We start from the raw sequence: 16,909 nt of genomic DNA on the forward strand, positions 1-16,909 counted from the left end.
GCGCGGGGTCCCAAAGCACAGAAATGCATCGCATGAACGATGCAGCTACCTAGAGGAGGAAATGACAATGTCGAGACGCAGTTTTCTGCTGGCATCCGCCCTGCTCGCCTCGCTCGCCTGTGCGGCGTCGGCGCAGGAAGTAACCGTTGGCGTTACGCTCGGGGCAACCGGTCCGGGCGCGTCGCTCGGTATCCATTACAAGAACGCCTTCCAGCTCTTTCCGAAAACCTTGGGCGGCCATCCCGTCAAGTACATCATCCTTGAAGACGCGACCGATCCGGCCAATGCAGCGAAGAACGCGCGCAAGCTGATCGCCGAAGACAAGGTCGACGTCATCATGGGATCGGTGTCCGTTCCCTCCACGACGCAGGTGGCACAGATCGCAACCGAAGCGAAAACGCCAATGATTGCGCTTTCACCGGTGGCCTTGCCGCCTGACAAGCTTGAGTGGACGTTTGTCGTGCCGCAACCGGTCCCGCTGATGATGAGCGCGGTCGTCGAGCACATGAAGACCAAAGGCGTCAAAACGGTTGGCTATGTCGGCTTCTCGGATTCCTGGGGAGATCTCGTGCTGAAGGCGCTGGAACAGCACGCGAATCCCGCGGGCATCAAGGTTGTGACGAACGAACGCTATGCGCGTGCCGATACCAGCGTGACCGGACAGGTGATCAAGGTTCTGGCAGCAAACCCTGATGCCGTCGTCGTCGGCGGCTCAGGTACAGGCGGCGCCCTGCCCCATCTCGGTTTGGTGGAACGAGGCTACAAAAAGCAAATCTATCACAATCACGGAACGGTGAATCGCGAATTCATCAAGGTGGGCTCCAAGGCAGTCGAGGGCGCCATCGCGCCGACCGGGCCGCTGATCGTTCCGGAAGAATTGCCCGCCGACAATCCGATCAAGAAAGTGGCCGGCGAATTCATCCAGCGCTATGAGCAGACATTCGGCGCAGGAAGCCGCAATGCCTTCGCCGGCTACAGCTATGACGGCTTTCTGCTCTTGAATGCGGCCGTGCCTGGTGCCATGGCGAAAGCCAAGCCAGGAACGCCGGAATTCCGGTCAGCACTGCGCGACGCCATCGAATCGGCGAAGAACGTCGTCGGAGCGCACGGCATCTACAACATGACAGCCAAGGATCACACCGGCCTTGACAATCGGGCGCGCGTGCTCGTGCAGGTAAAGGACGGAGCCTGGCGCCTGATGAAATAAGGGAAAGCGGAGCAGCGGAAGGAGGCGCGATCGCCTCCTTCCGGCCCCGCGACCGGCGTCATGACGATCGATATCGCGCTCTGGCTGACTCAGGACGCCGTGACCAACGGCGCCGTGTACGCATTGCTCGCGCTGGCGCTTGTGCTTGTCTACACGGTGACGCGCGTCATCTTTGTTCCGCAGGGCGAGTTTATTTCTTTTGCGGCGCTGTCGCTTGCCACCTTGCAGGCAGGCAAAGTGCCGGGCACCGTCTACCTTCTGATAGCGGGTGGCGCTCTCGTAGCCCTTCTTGATGGCGCGGCAGCCTTTCGGTCCGGTCATCTGCGACGGCTGTTCGGGATCGGACTCCTTAACATCGGGTTGCCGGCGTTAGTCGCCGCTGCTGCCTGGTTTGCGGCGCAACGTCCCGATAATCTATGGCTTCAAATGCTGGTGACGCTTGCGATCGTAACCCCATTCGGACCGATTATCTATCGCCTGGCGTTTCAGCCGCTCGCCGAAATGTCGGTCCTTGTCCTTCTCATCGTCGCCGTCGCCGTCCATTACCTATTGACCGGTCTCGGATTGGTGTTCTTCGGCGGTGAGGGACTGCGTTCGTCTCCCTGGTCCGATTTCTCTCTCCACGTCGGCGTCCTCAACATCACGGCGCAGAGCCTGTGGGTGATCTTTTCCAGTTTCGTTCTAATCTTCGCGCTCTGGCTGTTGTTCGAACGCACGCTCTATGGCAAGGCGTTGCGCGCGACTGCGATTAACCGCGTCGGCGCGCGGCTCGTCGGCATATCGGCGGCGTTCGCAGGCTCGCTCAGCTTCACCCTCGCCGCGCTGATCGGGGCAATTGCCGGAATTCTGATCTCGCCGATCACCACAATCTATTACGACACCGGCTTTCTGATCAGCCTCAAGGGATTCGTCGGAGCCATCATCGGTGGCATGGTCAGCTACCCGCTGGCCGCGGCCGGCGCGCTGCTGGTCGGATTTCTGGAGTCGTTCTCCTCATTCTGGTGGAGCGCGTTCAAGGAATCGATCGTGTTCACCCTGATCATCCCGGTGCTGCTGTGGCGATCGCTGACGACGCGCCACATCGAAGAGGACGATGAGTGATGTCGCGGTCGGCTGCTGGAATCGCGCTGCTTGGGTTGCTGGCGGTTGCACCCTTTCTGCTGTCGGATTTTCACGTCGCTTTGCTCAACTATATCGGGCTCGCCAGCATCGTGACGCTTGGTTTAGTGCTATTGACGGGCGTCGCCGGGCTCACCTCATTCGGACAGGCAGCCTTCGTCGGCATTGGTGCATATACCAGCGCCGTGCTCACCACCTCGTACGGCATTTCGCCGTGGCTCACGCTTCCCGCCGGTTTGGCGCTGATTGCGGTCGTCGCACTTTTCCTTGGCACAATTACGCTGCGCCTTTCTGGCCACTTTCTTCCGCTGGGCACCATCGCCTGGGGCATCGCCATCTATTTCATGTTCGGCAACCTGGAGATACTGGGCAAATACAGCGGCATCGCCGAGATCCCTCCCATCCAGCTATTCAGCAACCCGCTCAGCGACGGGCGAGAGATCTATTATCCGATCTGGATCGTCACGATCGGCATGATGTTTGCGGTTCGCAACTTGCTTGATTCACGCGTCGGCCGCGCAGTCCGGGCCCTGAAATCGCGCGGCACCATGGCGGAAAGTGTCGGCGTCGACACAAGCCGGCTGAAGATCATCATCTTCCTGCTCGCCGCACTCCTCGCCGGCATGTCCGGGTGGCTCTACGCACATTTCATGCGCTACGTGAACCCAACCCCTTTCAACATCAATTCCGGGATCGACTACCTGTTCATGGCTGTGATCGGCGGGTCGAGCCATGTCTGGGGCGCCGTTATCGGCGCAGGCGTTCTTACCCTGCTCAAGGAATGGCTCAAGGATATTCTGCCAAAGCTGATCGAGCACAGCGGCAACTACGAGATCGTCGTATTTGGGCTGCTGATCGTCGTGCTCATGCACCGCACCCGCGACGGAATATTGCCGTTCCTCATGCGTCTTCTCCCAGCGGGCGAGCGTCCAAAGCCGCCTGCGGCCGCTCCGGCACTGCCCAGGCGGCCGCGGCCTGCGAACGGCGAGCGCCTGCTTGAAGTGCGCCAGGTCCAAAAGAGCTTCGAGGCACTGGCGGCAGTGCGTGACCTGTCATTCGAATTGTATGCAGGCGAAATCCTTGGCTTGATCGGCCCGAACGGCGCCGGCAAAACCACGATGTTCAACCTCGTCAGCGGCGTGTTGCCGGCCAATGGCGGCGAGATTTGCTTTCGGGGCGAACGCATCGACCGGCTGCATGCGCGCGAGATCGCCCGCCGCGGAATCGCCCGCACCTTTCAGCACGCCAATATTTTGCCGGGCATGACCGTGCTCGACAACGTTGCGCTCGGTGCTCATCTGCGCGGTACGGCCGGCGTCGTTTCAGCCTCGCTTAGGCTCGATCGTGCCGACGAAGCGCGCCTGTTGTGGGAAGCAAGGACGCGGATCGAGCAGGTCGGCCTAGCCGCACACATGTTCGACCATGCTGGCAATCTCTCGCTCGGATCGCAGCGAACGGTCGAGATCGCCCGTGCGATGTGCGCGGACCCGGTGCTTCTCCTTTTGGACGAGCCGGCAGCCGGGCTGCGGCATCTCGAAAAACAAAGGCTGGCCGACCTTCTGCGCGATCTGCGCGAAGCCGGTATCAGCATACTGCTGGTCGAGCACGACATGGATTTCGTGATGGGTCTGGTCGACCGTCTCGTGGTGATGAATTTCGGCGAGAAGCTGAGCGAAGGCGCGCCGCACCAGGTCCAGCGCGATCCGGCGGTGATCGAGGCCTATCTGGGAGGCATCAATGAGCTTGTTGCTTGATGTGCAAGGGCTCAGCGCCGCCTACGGCAAGGTTGAGGCCTTGCACGGCATCCATATCAACGTGCCGCGCGGCAAGATCGTCACTGTGATCGGCCCCAACGGCGCCGGCAAGACAACGCTGCTTGCGGTCCTGATGGGATTGCTGGCGGGACGCGGGACGGTGACCTACGACGGCAATGACATTTCCGGCTGCACGACCGAGACGCGGGTGGCACAAGGACTTTGCCTTGTCCCGGAGCGGCGCGAGCTGTTCGGCGGGTTGCGGGTTGAAGACAACCTTTTGCTGGGGGCATTCCCGCGTATCGGCAAGGCGACGCAAGCCATCCGGTCCGACCTGGACGGCGTCTATCAGCGCTTCCCGCGCCTGCTTGAGCGGCGCAACCAACTCGCAGGCACGCTGTCGGGTGGTGAGCGACAGATGCTTGCCCTCGGCCGGGCGTTGATGGCCAAGCCGCAGTTGCTCATGCTGGACGAGCCGAGCCTCGGGCTCGCGCCGCGCATCGTACGTGACACCTTTTACGCTATTGCCGATCTCAGACGCTCCGGCGTCTCGATCCTGCTCGTCGAACAAAATGCGCACGCCGCATTGCAGGTGGCCGACTACGGCTATGTGCTCGAGACTGGCGAAGTTGTCCTTGAAGGCACCGCCTGTGCGCTGGCCAGCAATCCGCGTGTGATACAAACCTATCTCGGCCTGTCCGGGCGTTTTGCGCGTACTACGATATGAACCAAGTTGCGGTCGGTCGAACGCATGGCCGACCTGCCTATCCTGTCTTTGCAAAGTCAGGGGCTCGGCGCTCCTGAAAGGCGCTGATGCCCTCGCGGACCGCGGCAGTGCATGCGCTCACTCCGAATGCGGCGTATCCGATTTCGAGCGCATCGTTCAAAGTCGGCGCCGCGGCAGCTTCGCGAATAGTATTTTCCAGGATGCGCATGACCTCAGTGCTCAGTGCCTGGCCGTCTGCGGCGACAGGCGTGATCGGATCGAAGTCAGCGATGTTCACGGAAGTCCCGTCGAGCGGCCGGACCTTGCCAGCCAGCGCATGGACTTGCGCCACCGCGGCAGCGATCAGGCCGGCGTAATCCTCCGCCAGGGCTGCGACGATGCCCATATCGTGCGCGGCTTCCGCCGTGAGCCTCTCCGCTCGGCGCAGCATGCCATGAAATACTGCCGCCGCCGCAGGCCAGCGCCGATACGGCACCACCATGGCCCCCAATGCCGGCACCATTCCCAGCATGATCTCCGGCAACTGCAGCCACGCGCCGCGCATGGCGACGATGCGGTGGCATCGCAGCGCCAGCTCCAGACCGCCGCCAAGCGCCATGCCGTTCAAGGCGGCCACCACCGGTTTGCGCATGCCGTCCAGATGAACGAGCAACCGCGAACAGTCGCGCGCGTATTGCGCAGCAGCGGCGGCATCGCCGAGGACGCGGGGGAAACGGCCGATGTCGGCGCCGGCAGAGAAAGCGCGCATGCCGTAGCCCGTGATCACAAAGCCCGCGACCAGGGTGGAGCTTTCGGAGGCGCGGATGACATCAAGAATCTCGTCGGTCAGTTCGTCATGCATCGCGTTGAGCGCCTCCGGCCGCCGCAACGTTATGATCCTCACGTCGCCAACGTCATCAACGAGCACATGACGGCGAAATTGCTGATAGTCGCGGAGCGCCCGGCGCGGGACCGGCATGCCTGGTCGCTCGCGCGTGAAGCGCGCGGCGACGCGTATGACTTCGGCGTCACCGAGCTTACGCATCAGCTCAAGCGGACCGGACTTGAAGCCGAGAGCCAGCCGGCAGCCGAGTTCGAGATCTGCCGGCTCTCCGATGCCGCGGTCGAGAATGTCCCCGGTCTGCGAAATCAGGACACCAAGCAGCCGGTCGCGCACGTCAGCGGCGACCTTTGCATCGACGAGGGCCTGCTTGCCGGGCGCAACGGTGTGCCATTTCTCGACCGAACGGAAGATTGCAGCCGGCGCATAGTGCTCTCCCTCCTCATTCGCCTGCAGCGTGTTGGTTTCGACAATGATCGGATTGCCGTGCGCAAGATTGAGAACGAAGAAGGGCCCGGCATGAACAAACTCGGACGCCACGGTGTCAATCTCGGCGGCGGTCGCCCGATCGAGCATCTGCCCCGACTCGTTGCACCAATTGTCGAAAACCCGGTCCAGCATGAAGCAGACGACATCGTCGGTAACCATCGGCACCTTGCCGGTGACGCAGAATAACCAATTGAGATAATCCACGACCCCGGTATCGACGGCCGGCGTGCGCACAACCTCGACAATTGGATTGCGCCAGGCCGGCGCGAAGAAGTGAGTGACCGTCGCGCGCCGCTTGTGAACCAGCTCCGAGAAAATTCGCGCAGCGGGCAGCGAGCTGGTGTTCGATGTAATCAGCGCATGTGGCGATACAACGGCTTCCACGCGCGCAAAAATCTTCCGCTTGAGCGCAAGATCCTCGGTGGCGGCCTCGATCACCCAATCGGCCTCTCGGATGGAATCATAATCGAGCGTGGCATTCAGTCTTTCGGTTACCTGACGCGCCTGCGCCTCGCTCATCTTGCCGCGCTCCGTCGCCTTGCGCGCGTAATCGTGAAACCGCTGAACGGCGCGATCGAGCTGTGGCTGCGCCACGTCAACAAGATGCAACGTGAGGTTAGGAATCGCGGCCTTGAGGTAATAGCCGATATCGGGACCGATCGTGCCGGCGCCAATCACCGCTACTGTCTTCGGCAGACCGCGGCCGGGTTTGTACAGGAGTGGATTAGCAAAGCTCGTCATCACTGATTCACCGCGGATGCGTTGCCCAAAAAAGCAAATAATTATCGATGCCCGGCAACTCGCTTAATTGACCAAAGGCAAATTTGATCTCGAAATTGACCGCATAATTCGCTGACTCTTTGAGGAACAGATACGCCCGTAGACCGCCAATCTTGCGAGAATGGATCCAGGACAAACAGCGGCTTCGAAGCGGGCCGCGACCGGAGGCATGACGTGACGGCACAAATGCCCTTCGCGCACGAAACCGTGGTGCACATGCTGCGCGACGCCGCGCTTCGCAGCCCGGACGCAACCGCGCTGGTTTGTGAAGGCGAAAGGCTGAGCTATGGCGAATATGCAACCTGCGTCGCCGGGCTCGCGCAGGAGCTTAGCGCACTAGGTGCAGCTGGCGGCCGCGTGGCACTGCTGATGGCCAACTCGATCGACATCGCAGTGGCAACATTCGCCGTCCAATCGGCCGGCGCCCAGGTGGTTCCGTTAAATCCGGCCTATACCAGCCATGAGTTGGCACCAATCCTCCAGAATGCCGCGCCCACGGTCTTGATACACGACACTGCCATTGCAGACATGATCGAAGATCTCGCACAGCGCGTCGCCCTGCCTCAACGGATAGCCGTGGGTCCATGCGCGCAGCGATTCACCGAATGGCGCGCGCGAACCGATCTCGCTCGCACGATCCAGCTACCCGATCCGGATTCGCTGTCCACCCTACAATATACAGGCGGCACCACCGGTCGCCCGAAAGGCGCAGATCTTTCGCATCGCAGCATATCAATCAACGTGGCGCAACGCGAAGCATTGCTTCCGACCGAACCTGAGCGCGAGCGCATTCTCGCCATCACTCCGCTCTTTCACGTCTATGCCGTGGCCATGGGACTTTATCTCGCCGCCTATTGCCGGAGCGCGTTGTTCATCCTCCCTCGCTACCGAGCCGATCTTGTGCTCGAGGCAATTGAAAATAACAGGATTACATTATTGTCCGGCAGCCCAACGATCTACACGGGATTGTTGGCGCATGAGCGTTTCGGCGCAACCGATTTGAGTTCGCTGCGACTGTGTTTCTCCGGCGCATCGGCGCTTTCGGAGGAGACGTTGCGTCGCTGGGAGGCCGCTACGGCATGCCCGGTCTGCGAAGGTTATGGTCAAAGCGAAGCCGGACCTGTGCTCACCTTCAATCCCCGCAATGGCCGGCGCAAGGCTGGATCGGTCGGCGTGGTCGTTCCGGCGACGAATATCCAGATTGTCGATGCAGCGACCGGTACACGCGCGCTCGGTATTGGCGAGGCGGGTGAGATACGTGCGCGCGGGCCGCAGATCATGCGTGGCTATCGCGGTCTTGCCAGGGAAACTGACGAGGCATTGCGCGACGGCTGGCTCTATACTGGAGATATCGGCGAACTTGACGCGGACGGTTATCTCTATATCCGCGACCGCAAGAAGGACATGGTGATCGTCAGCGGGTTCAACGTCTATCCGCGCGAAGTCGAGGAAGTTCTTTACGCTCATCCCGCCGTGCTAGAGGCCGCGGTTGTCGGCGTGCCTGATTCCTATCGCGGTGAAGCACTGGTCGGATTTGTCGTTCCGGCCGGGCTGCCGGCGCAACCCGATGACCTGCGTGCCTATCTTGCTGAGCGACTCGTGCACTACAAGGTCCCGTGCGAAATCCGTATCGTCGAGTCGCTCCCGAAGACGACAGTCGGGAAGGTCGACAAGAGACTATTGCGGGGAATGAGCAGCAATCCCTAGGCTTGGACAGACAAAGGTCGGCGGCGACCTAACGCCAAGCGCAATCACATCCGCAATGATGACGTCGTTCGCGATCCGGTGAGTGACGTAGTGAGTGCTGCAGTCGGGACTGCTGATGGCTTGCCGCGCAGCTGTCTGGCAAACGCGTTCAACTTACCGATCACGGCAAAAAGGTCTCTATTTTATCCGGACCATAGTGGCGCTCCCTAGGGGACTGCGCAGAGCTATATAAATCAAGAGCTTATGGAAAAGTGGGACACGACATCGTTCCACGTAATTCCAATGCTTTTTGCCCTTAGTGTCCCACCGATGTCGCGCTGCTAATCTAATCAATTAACCTCGTGTACACGCGAATCACGCAGACTCGCCATTGTCCACGATTGCAGCCCGGCGCCGAAAGGCGGCCGGGTTTTTCGTTTGGAATATCCCGTGACTGACACCACCCAAGCGCTAGAAGCCGCCAATCGTATCGCGGATATGATCGAAGCGGAGGAAACCGCTTCAGATGCCCCGGCAGCCGCTGAGCGGCCGTCTGCAGCCGAAAGCGATGCGCCCGCCACGCCACGAGCAATGGGTTTTGATGTTGCGGAAATCAACCGCGAGCACGCGCTTGTCCTGATGGGGTCCAAGGCCGTTGTCGTGAAAGAGCAGCCGGCCGGACCGATCGAAGATCGGGTCCGCGTCCTGTCCATTGAGGCGTTTCGGGCGTGGTACAGCAATCGTCCGACCGAGGTGGTTGGATCAGATGGGAAGATCAAGGCGACGAACTGGGGCGCGGCCTGGCTTACCCATAAACGCCGCCGGCAATATGCCGGGATCGAGTTTTTTCCCAATCCGGACGGCGCCGAAGGCACACACGACTATCTCAATCTATGGCGCGGCTATGGAGTCGAGTCTGCTAGAGCGGGAAGTTACGCGATCTTTCGCGATCATCTGTTCAACAACGTGTGCGACGGCGATCCCGAGATATTTGCTTACGTGTGGGCGTGGTTTGCTCACATTTTTCAGAGGCCGCGTGAGCGCATTGGGACGGCGCTCGTCCTGAGGGGGCGCATGGGTTCCGGAAAAACAAAGGTTGGCGAGGTCATCGGCTCGCTGATCCCGGCCCACTATTTCATGGTTGACGATCCGCGATACATCGTGGGCCAATTCAACGCTCACATGGCTAGTTGCCTCTTGCTGCAAGCGGAGGAGGCGGTTTGGGCCGGCGACAAGCATGCCGAAGGCCGATTGAAAGGCTTGATCACCGCAGAATCGCAGATGATCGAGAGCAAGGGAATCGATCCGATCCGCATCAAGAATTACGTGCGCTTGATGATGACCAGCAATGAGGATTGGGTTGTTCCGGCTGGAAAGGATGAGCGGCGATTCTGTGTGCTTGATGTTCACCCGCGCTGCGCCCAAAATCATCATTACTTTCGCGAGATGGATGAAGAACTGAACGCGGGTGGACGCGAGGCGCTGTTGCGCGACCTTCTAGATTTCGATCTCAGTACCGTCAATCTTCGCCAGATTCCGCGCACACGCGCGCTCTTGGAGCAAAAGGTTCGATCTTTCGATTCAGTCGAGAGCTGGTGGTACAATCGACTCATGGACGGCTCGCCGGTTCGGTCGCTGGATGGCTGGCCGAGTGAAATCGCAATCTCTGCCGTGTTTGACGACTATATCAAAACCTCCGATACGATCGGCGTCGGACGCAAGCGCGATCCGGCGACGTTCGGATTAAAGCTTGCGAAACTTGTGCCGGGTATTGGCAGGACGCGCCCGCGTCGCGAGGGGGATGATGGCGCCGAGCGGCGGATATGGTGCTATTCCTTGCCGCCGCTGGACGCCTGTCGCGATGCGTTCGAGGATGCGATCGGACAGTCAATCGATTGGCCGGCTTTCCAAGCGGGCGAGAGCGAAGCGCCGGCGCAGGAAGATGATCTGGACGCCGTTCCGGTCTAGGCGGTCTGGGCGCGCTTTTGTCGCATAGACCGAAACTAAGCCAATAAAATCACGGGTTGGTCCTAGCGGTCCTAGCGGTCCTAGGAGACTCGCGTGCGTGTGAGAGGTGCAGACGATGGATGGCACCGCTCCGTCCGCGATCCTACTAGTTTTTGAAAATACCTAGACCACTAGGACCGCTAGGACCAAGCGGCGCAGCATAAGGGTTTCCTTTGGTCTGGGCATTCCATCGATGCCTAGACCGCTAGGACCAAAGCAAGAAAGAGGTAGTGATGACTAATCCCACACAGGAGCAGATCGTAAGCGACAAGGACATCCCATCTAGCGTAGCGGGTGGCAAAGGAGCGATGGTGGCCCTGCTATTGCGAGCGGGGTGTCAATTTTCATGTCTACGCCTATGCCTGGAGATAGAAGCTTTCAGTTGATCGAGGCGGTTGCGGATCGCATCGAGGGTGCGCCAGTGGCGGGGCGCCGGCGCTGGTCGGATGCCTTCAAGGCGGAGATGGCGGCGCGGAGTTGTGAACCGGGCGCGAACGTTTCGGCGCTGGCCCGGGAGATCGGAATCAGCCCGTCGCAGTTGTTTGGATGGCGTTCGGTTTTGGTCCGGAAAGGCGCAATTGAGCGCCGTGACGCGGCGGGTTGCGGGGTCAGCTGTGAGCCGCAAAGGGCGCCGTCGCGGGTCATTGAGATCGACGTCAACGGCATGACGGTTCGCGCTGACGCGGATGTTGACGAAGCACATTTGCGGCGTTTTCTGCGCACGGTGCGTTCGGCATGATCCCGGCAGGCGTAAAGGTTTATCTGGCGAGCCACCCGGTCGACTTCCGCAAAGGAATCGATGGTTTGCTGGCGCTGGTGCGGGATGCTGGCTCGGATCCGTTCGATGGCGCACTGTATGTGTTCCGGGCGAAACGGGCGGACCGGATCAAGATCGTGTGGTGGGACGGCAGTGGCGCGTGTTTGTATTTGAAGCGGCTGGAGAAGGCACGATTTGTCTGGCCGCCGATCGGCCATCATCGGGTCCAGCTGCATCATGCCCAATTGATGGCTTTGGTCGACGGGATGGATTGGAAGCGGGTCCAGGCGACACCGATGGTGCGTCCGGAATCAGTCGGCTAGATATCGCTGCGGCACAGTGAATCAGGCCGCGAAAGCAGCGGGCAAACCATCGCCGGGTGTGCTCTGATTGGACATGGGGTCCCCTGAACCTGAGCTTCCGGATGACGTCGATGCGCTGAAGGCGATGATCCTCGCCATGGATGCGCAGCGGGCGCAGGTCGAGGCGCGGAATGTCGAACTCGAACAGCGCAACACCCATCTTGAGGCGATGACCAAAGCCGCCGACGAGCGCATTGCGCGGCTGACGGCGACGATCAAGGTCCTGGAACGGGGCCGCTTCGGTCGCCGCTCCGAACGGCTGGGCGCCGATGCGCTGAGCGAAGAGCAGTACGCGTTGGTGTTCGATGAGATCGCAACCGGCGTGGCGGCGATCAGGGCGCAACTCGCCAAGGCGGCGGGACCGTCGAAGAACCCGCGTGCACCGCGTCCACGCAAGAACTTTTCCGATCATCTCGAGCGAGTCGAGATCGTGATCGAGCCCGAGGTCCCGGTCGGTTGCGAGGGGCTGGAGCGTATTCTGATCGGCGAGGACGTCTCCGAACGGCTCGACGTGACGCCGGCGAAGTTCCGGGTGATCGTCACGCGCCGTCCCAGATACGTCTACAAGGGCTGGGATGGGGTTGCGCAGGCGGCTGCGCCCGCCCGCATCATCGAGAGCGGCATTCCGACGGAGGCGCTGCTGGCGCAGATCGCGGTGGCGAAGTATGCCGATGGCCTGCCGCTTTACCGCCAGGAAGCGATCTACGCGCGCGACAAGGTCGAGATCGACCGGGCGTTGATGGCGCAGTGGATGGGTCGGATCGGCTTCGAACTTGAGCCGCTGGCCGAACATCTGCTGCTGCGGATCAAGCAAGGCGAGCGGATTTTTGCCGATGAGACGACCTTGCCGACGCTGGCGCCGGGATCGGGAAAGACCAGGACAGCGTATCTTTGGGCGTATGTCCGGGACGATCGCCCCTTCGGCGGCAGCGACCCGCCGATGGTGGCGTATCGCTTCGAGGACAGTCGCGCCGGTGCATGCGTTGCCCGTCATCTGGATGGCTATAGCGGCATCCTGCAAGTCGATGGATATGCCGGATATCGGCGACTGGCCCGCACCGATCAGGGCAACGACGGCGTGACGCTGGCCGCGTGCTGGTCGCACGTGCGGCGCAAGTTCTATGAACTGCACGTCGCGGACCAGTCAGCGATCGCTTCGCACACGATCGCGCTGATGGCACCGCTGTGGACCATCGAGGCGGAGGTCCGCGGCCACGATCCCGAAATACGGATGAAAACGCGCCAGGATAAGTCCGCTCCCACCGTCGCCGCTCTCTTCGCGCTGTGGGAAAAGGAATTGCCGAAACTGTCGGGCAAGTCGAAGCTCGCTGAAGCGATCCGCTACGCCGTCTCCCGGCGCGGCGCACTCGAACGCTTCCTCACCGACGGCCGGATCGAAATCGATTCCAACACCGTCGAGCGTGCGATCCGACCGCAAACGATTACGCGCAAGAACAGCCTGTTCGCCGGCAGCGATGGCGGCGGTCAAACATGGGCGACCATCGCGACCCTGTTGGCGACAGCCAGAATGAACCAGGTCGATCCACTGGCCTGGCTCACCCGCACTCTTGAACGCATCGCCAACGGATGGCCCAATAGCCGTATCGATAAAATCATGCCGTGGAATTATCCACGCTGAACGGCCTCGGCTTCTCGCTTACAGCAGATCGACTTTGCTCACCAGATGACATCGAAACAATGGGCCGTGCTGCGATCTCTGATCATGTTCCCGTTTCCGCTCACCGCAAGCGAGCGCGGTGATCCGCTTCTGTATGCATTGATCCGGTGTGGCCTGGCTGTTGTGACTGCCCACAGCAGAGAGGGCTGCCCGATCTGGATAGCAAGCGATGCTGGCAGAGCTATCCTCCGTGATCTACGGCCTGACGAATGGCGTGCGATCGGTGCAGACAATTGGGCGCCGCTTTCAGCGCGCCTTGAATCGACGGGTCCTTCCCCGGCCCCCGGGGGGTGCGCCCGCGCGGCGGCCCGAGATCGCGCTAGCGACGCAGTGAAAAATCTGACCTGACACGGTTGACGCCCGGTAGCGCTGCGGCTGAATCCAAGTATCTGACAGCAAGGGGATTTTTAGGACGGAACTTGACTGATAAACTCTTGTTAATACACTGAAAATAGGTCAGTTTTTCCTACTGGAATGCTTGAAAAATTGGTTGGCACGCGTATATTGATGCTAGCTCATCCACCAGCCTCAAGCGTCAGTGTGGAAGGAGTTACAGCCCCGCTCCGGCGGGGCTAGCCATTTGTGGGCTCATTATTGGCTTCCCACCTCCCCTGCAATTTCCTTTGGTAGTGAGCTTGCGGCACGTCAAAAGCTGTCCACGGAAGAAGAAAGCTTTCGCGATCCGCCAGCACTACCAAGTATTCCGCTGGTTCGCACCAGATGTGAATTCTCGTTTCGCTATTCTTCTGTTCCTCCCAGACTTTCAAGCATGGATCAGTGCAATTATCCAAAATTGCTCTAGGCCAACCTATCCTTTCGCATCGTCTTAGGTCGACTAGTCGATCGGATTCACTCTTCCCAGAGGAAATGAAGTGCCAAAATGTCGCTTCCTTTCCGTTCTCAACGGGATGCCGCTTCAGCCCGAGCCTCCTGCCCTGATACTCAAGATTTGCGCCAACAAAATCGTTGTGAAAAACGGCGTACACCGCTTCAAGGTATTGCTCCCAATCTCCATTGTGATCGGTTAGCAAAATCAATTCTGGGAGCCATGCTGGCAACATCAATCGTCGCCGCCTTGCCAAACGAAGATGTTGAACTTTTCTTCTTTGTAGAGCGTGGTTCGCTCTAGAGAATATCCGCTGCGCTGCGCAATTCTCTTTATAATCTCCGCCTTGCCTGCATTCTTTTCGCCACCTCTGAATTTGTAGGACATCGCGCCGATTAGAACATCGGCCATCTGCAATGGCGCAGACTCGTGCGATCTAATCTGCTGAACCTTGCGAATAACACTCCGCGAGAAATCATATGCGTTGTTACAAAGCACATCGTGCAGCTTTTCCACTTTGGTCTTACTGCGCGTGTCTTTGATATCTAGATAAACATGATAAGCGTCGGTCGGCTTGAGGATCACCTTCAACATATTGAAATACATTTTGTAGTACCAATCATCATGCGATTGGTTGAACCGCTCATGATCAATTTTCGATTTGTCTGGAATTACAAGACAGCGAAACTTGAGATGGTCATCGTCAAAAAAGTAATCAACTAAATCCAGATACATTCGGACTTTGCTGACACCAACCTTAGTCCACTTGAATTCAAACGACCGCGGCATGTGATGCCGAGAGCGAATGTCATTCACCCTCTCCGCGATCTCTCGTTTCTTATCATCCGGGCACCAGACAGCCCCGAACACCATCGCTGAGTGCCCATCCCGCTCCAAATGGCAGGACTCGTCGCAATATATATTCAGAAGCTCGGACATACTCGCTTCACATCTTTTTTGAGGATACAGCTTAAAGCTCTTGTTACTGCATGAAATTCCAAACAGACAAGGACATTCGGTCAAGCGTAGACTGGCCAGCCAAGAGCGCCGCTCCGCACTGCCCCCGATTCGCCGACCCCTGCTGTGGTAAATTATAGCGATTCGGAGCCCTGCAGTCTGGCGCGCAATGAAACATCAAGACCTGCGCAAGCTTATCCATAACGCCAAAGAAATAGCGCGTACTGACGGCTATTGTGATCGGTTGTTCGATGCGCTTCTGAAGATTCGGACAGGTTATGTCACCGTTCCGATTCATCTAAGCCTGAAGGCCGCCTATCGTGCGCGCCTGCTTAAACCCGGAGTGATGCCTTCCAACTTGAGCGAACTATGGCATCCGCTCCCCGGTCAGGTCCTTAAGTTCGGTCGGGTGAACTTGCCGCACAGCCCAGTTCTTTACTGCTCAGACCGCGAATTGGTTGCAATAAATGAGGTTGGGGGCAAAGTCGGAGATCACGTTGCCATACTTGAGGTTGGGCTTGCCGCAGAGCGACCCTTTGTTTTTTCAATAGGAGAGGTCCTTCATCGGTATCGAACAAAGCGCTCGATGATAGGAAATAGTCCCGACGAGTCGATCGAACAAATTAAACGATTGGGAGCAAACCTTGAGCGCATCTTGATGATAGAGCGGTTTTTCTCTGGCGCGTTTTCTTCCAATGATGAAAGGGCCTATCTTCTGAGTGCCGCAATAAGTCAGTCTTTCCTGATTAGCGAGAGAATTGACGGATTGGCATACCCAACGGCGGCTAGGAGCGAAGGCTTTAATTTGGCTTTGAAGCCTGACTCGGCCTTGAGGCTTCTGGCACCAAGATCGGTAAAGGTAATTCGCCTAGAATCCATGATCCGAGACTCCTTTAAGGCGCGCTACGAAAACTTGTCAGAGCGCATTCTTCCGGATGGAACGATCTTGTGGCGCCACGCTGCGGCAGCTTAGCCGGCCATCCGCGATCTCCTGCAAATAGATTTGGTTAGGTGATTCGCTCTTGTCTCACGGACGGTTTTCGGTTGCCGGCATTGCCGAACTCCGAATTGCTGGTCATTTTAAATAGTTAGGGCGCCACTTTACCAGCCGTTTACTGCGGCGGCACAGCCTTGTGCGACTGAAGAATCAATGAAGGCAGAGATGAAATCGAAGCAACGTACTGGCGTGCCAAAACAGTCCGCCAGCGAGAAGAAAAAGAACGAGCGTCACCTCTCAACTCTCGCGTACCTGGCCGTTAGGGGCTCCCTAGATGCCAACGTCGACACAAACAAGATGCTTTGGCAGGCTGGGGGCGAATGGTTTCGGATCATGTGCGACGCCGACGGTCACGTGGAACTTTCCGCGATTGATCCCGGGCGAGTGCGCGTCGATGACGCCTCTGTGATGGCGCGCATGGAAGACAGAATTGCGAAACGCTTAGATTGGGATTTCAATCTTAGCAAAACGCGCGTGGGGCTGAAATCCGGGTTGTCGGTTTGGCACAAAGAAATCCTCAAGCTCATCGTCGCGGAAAACCGCACTATCAGCGAAGCTGCGGAGAAAATATTCGGCTTCGCCGGGAAGCTACAAGAAGAGAGAACTAGGGAACGCCTACGTGACGCGCTCATGCAGGTGGCGCATCTCCTCAGAATTCCCGGGTACTCAGGATAGTCCGGATTTGGCCGGTACTGAGAATCGCGCTAGTTTTTTTATACAGATTATTGCGCCCGGCGAGCCCA

At 59.0% G+C, this 16,909-nt stretch carries 14 protein-coding genes; 11 read left to right on the forward strand and 3 right to left on the reverse strand.

All coding sequences use genetic code 11. The features are described 5' to 3' along the window. Nucleotides 1–67: 67 nt before the first annotated feature. The 4 genes from RO009_03690 to RO009_03705 are packed head-to-tail and all read left to right on the forward strand — an operon-like array spanning nucleotide 68 to nucleotide 4,807. Nucleotides 68–1,207, forward strand: a complete 1,140-nt coding sequence (locus RO009_03690) for an ABC transporter substrate-binding protein (protein MDT3684129.1) — start codon at nucleotides 68–70, stop codon at nucleotides 1,205–1,207. 60 nt (nucleotides 1,208–1,267) lie between these two features. Next, on the forward strand, nucleotides 1,268–2,308 hold the full coding sequence (locus tag RO009_03695; GenBank protein MDT3684130.1) for a branched-chain amino acid ABC transporter permease: 1,041 nt from the start codon (nucleotides 1,268–1,270) through the stop codon (nucleotides 2,306–2,308). Continuing rightward, a complete protein-coding gene (locus RO009_03700) occupies nucleotides 2,308–4,080 on the forward strand; it encodes a branched-chain amino acid ABC transporter ATP-binding protein/permease (GenBank protein ID MDT3684131.1) in 1,773 nt (590 codons plus the stop codon). Before RO009_03695 ends, RO009_03700 begins: the two co-directional genes overlap by 1 nt. Continuing rightward, the gene (locus RO009_03705; protein ID MDT3684132.1) at nucleotides 4,064–4,807 is read left to right on the forward strand and encodes an ABC transporter ATP-binding protein; all 744 of its coding nucleotides are present in this window, start codon (nucleotides 4,064–4,066) and stop codon (nucleotides 4,805–4,807) included. Before RO009_03700 ends, RO009_03705 begins: the two co-directional genes overlap by 17 nt. Before the next feature lie 37 nt (nucleotides 4,808–4,844). Here the strand turns inward: RO009_03705 and RO009_03710 are convergent, their stop codons facing one another. After that, nucleotides 4,845–6,857: a 3-hydroxyacyl-CoA dehydrogenase NAD-binding domain-containing protein gene (locus tag RO009_03710; GenBank protein MDT3684133.1), complete on the reverse strand. Its 2,013-nt coding sequence runs from the start codon at nucleotides 6,855–6,857 to the stop codon at nucleotides 4,845–4,847. A gap of 213 nt (nucleotides 6,858–7,070) precedes the next feature. On the opposite strand from RO009_03710, the gene RO009_03715 reads away from it, so the two are divergent. From RO009_03715 to RO009_03735, 5 genes are all read left to right on the forward strand, one after another. After that, nucleotides 7,071–8,603, forward strand: coding sequence for an AMP-binding protein (locus RO009_03715; protein MDT3684134.1), 1,533 nt, complete (start codon nucleotides 7,071–7,073; stop codon nucleotides 8,601–8,603). A gap of 429 nt (nucleotides 8,604–9,032) precedes the next feature. Next, nucleotides 9,033–10,550 carry a DUF5906 domain-containing protein gene (locus tag RO009_03720; protein ID MDT3684135.1) on the forward strand — a complete coding sequence of 506 codons (1,518 nt, stop codon included), beginning with the start codon at nucleotides 9,033–9,035 and terminating at the stop codon, nucleotides 10,548–10,550. A gap of 421 nt (nucleotides 10,551–10,971) precedes the next feature. Then, nucleotides 10,972–11,328 (forward strand): transposase, encoded by a 357-nt coding sequence (locus RO009_03725; GenBank protein MDT3684136.1) that lies wholly within the window; start codon nucleotides 10,972–10,974, stop codon nucleotides 11,326–11,328. Next, the gene (tnpB, locus tag RO009_03730) at nucleotides 11,325–11,669 is read left to right on the forward strand and encodes an IS66 family insertion sequence element accessory protein TnpB (GenBank protein ID MDT3684137.1); all 345 of its coding nucleotides are present in this window, start codon (nucleotides 11,325–11,327) and stop codon (nucleotides 11,667–11,669) included. The genes RO009_03725 and tnpB overlap by 4 nt, the downstream gene beginning before the upstream one ends. 73 nt (nucleotides 11,670–11,742) lie before the next feature. Further along, the gene (locus RO009_03735) at nucleotides 11,743–13,347 is read left to right on the forward strand and encodes an IS66 family transposase (protein ID MDT3684138.1); all 1,605 of its coding nucleotides are present in this window, start codon (nucleotides 11,743–11,745) and stop codon (nucleotides 13,345–13,347) included. A gap of 611 nt (nucleotides 13,348–13,958) precedes the next feature. On the opposite strand, the gene RO009_03740 is transcribed toward RO009_03735, so the two are convergent. Together RO009_03740 and RO009_03745 are read right to left on the reverse strand one after the other, a co-directional pair. Beyond that, a complete protein-coding gene (locus tag RO009_03740; protein ID MDT3684139.1) occupies nucleotides 13,959–14,447 on the reverse strand; it encodes a hypothetical protein in 489 nt (162 codons plus the stop codon). Next, nucleotides 14,447–15,151, reverse strand: a complete 705-nt coding sequence (locus tag RO009_03745; GenBank protein ID MDT3684140.1) for a DUF3800 domain-containing protein — start codon at nucleotides 15,149–15,151, stop codon at nucleotides 14,447–14,449. Before RO009_03745 ends, RO009_03740 begins: the two co-directional genes overlap by 1 nt. Before the next feature lie 187 nt (nucleotides 15,152–15,338). On the opposite strand from RO009_03745, the gene RO009_03750 reads away from it, so the two are divergent. Both RO009_03750 and RO009_03755 read left to right on the forward strand, forming a co-directional pair. Continuing rightward, the gene (locus RO009_03750) at nucleotides 15,339–16,142 is read left to right on the forward strand and encodes an RES domain-containing protein (protein MDT3684141.1); all 804 of its coding nucleotides are present in this window, start codon (nucleotides 15,339–15,341) and stop codon (nucleotides 16,140–16,142) included. Nucleotides 16,143–16,319: 177 nt separating this feature from the next. Then, the gene (locus tag RO009_03755; protein ID MDT3684142.1) at nucleotides 16,320–16,841 is read left to right on the forward strand and encodes a hypothetical protein; all 522 of its coding nucleotides are present in this window, start codon (nucleotides 16,320–16,322) and stop codon (nucleotides 16,839–16,841) included. The last annotated feature ends 68 nt before the right edge of the window (nucleotides 16,842–16,909 follow it).

This window comes from Pseudorhodoplanes sp., assembly GCA_032027085.1.
GTDB lineage: Bacteria > Pseudomonadota > Alphaproteobacteria > Rhizobiales > Xanthobacteraceae > Pseudorhodoplanes.

Coding starts and splice junctions, on each gene's coding strand:
- RO009_03690 (MDT3684129.1), top strand. CDS start 68: ATGTCGAGACGCAGTTTTCTGCTGGCATCCGCCCTGCTCGCCTCGCTC.
- RO009_03695 (MDT3684130.1), top strand. CDS start 1,268: ATGACGATCGATATCGCGCTCTGGCTGACTCAGGACGCCGTGACCAAC.
- RO009_03700 (MDT3684131.1), top strand. CDS start 2,308: ATGTCGCGGTCGGCTGCTGGAATCGCGCTGCTTGGGTTGCTGGCGGTT.
- RO009_03705 (MDT3684132.1), top strand. CDS start 4,064: ATGAGCTTGTTGCTTGATGTGCAAGGGCTCAGCGCCGCCTACGGCAAG.
- RO009_03710 (MDT3684133.1), bottom strand. CDS start 6,857: ATGACGAGCTTTGCTAATCCACTCCTGTACAAACCCGGCCGCGGTCTG.
- tnpB (MDT3684137.1), top strand. CDS start 11,325: ATGATCCCGGCAGGCGTAAAGGTTTATCTGGCGAGCCACCCGGTCGAC.
- RO009_03735 (MDT3684138.1), top strand. CDS start 11,743: ATGGGGTCCCCTGAACCTGAGCTTCCGGATGACGTCGATGCGCTGAAG.
- RO009_03740 (MDT3684139.1), bottom strand. CDS start 14,447: ATGTTGCCAGCATGGCTCCCAGAATTGATTTTGCTAACCGATCACAAT.
- RO009_03745 (MDT3684140.1), bottom strand. CDS start 15,151: ATGTCCGAGCTTCTGAATATATATTGCGACGAGTCCTGCCATTTGGAG.
- RO009_03750 (MDT3684141.1), top strand. CDS start 15,339: ATGAAACATCAAGACCTGCGCAAGCTTATCCATAACGCCAAAGAAATA.
- RO009_03755 (MDT3684142.1), top strand. CDS start 16,320: ATGAAGGCAGAGATGAAATCGAAGCAACGTACTGGCGTGCCAAAACAG.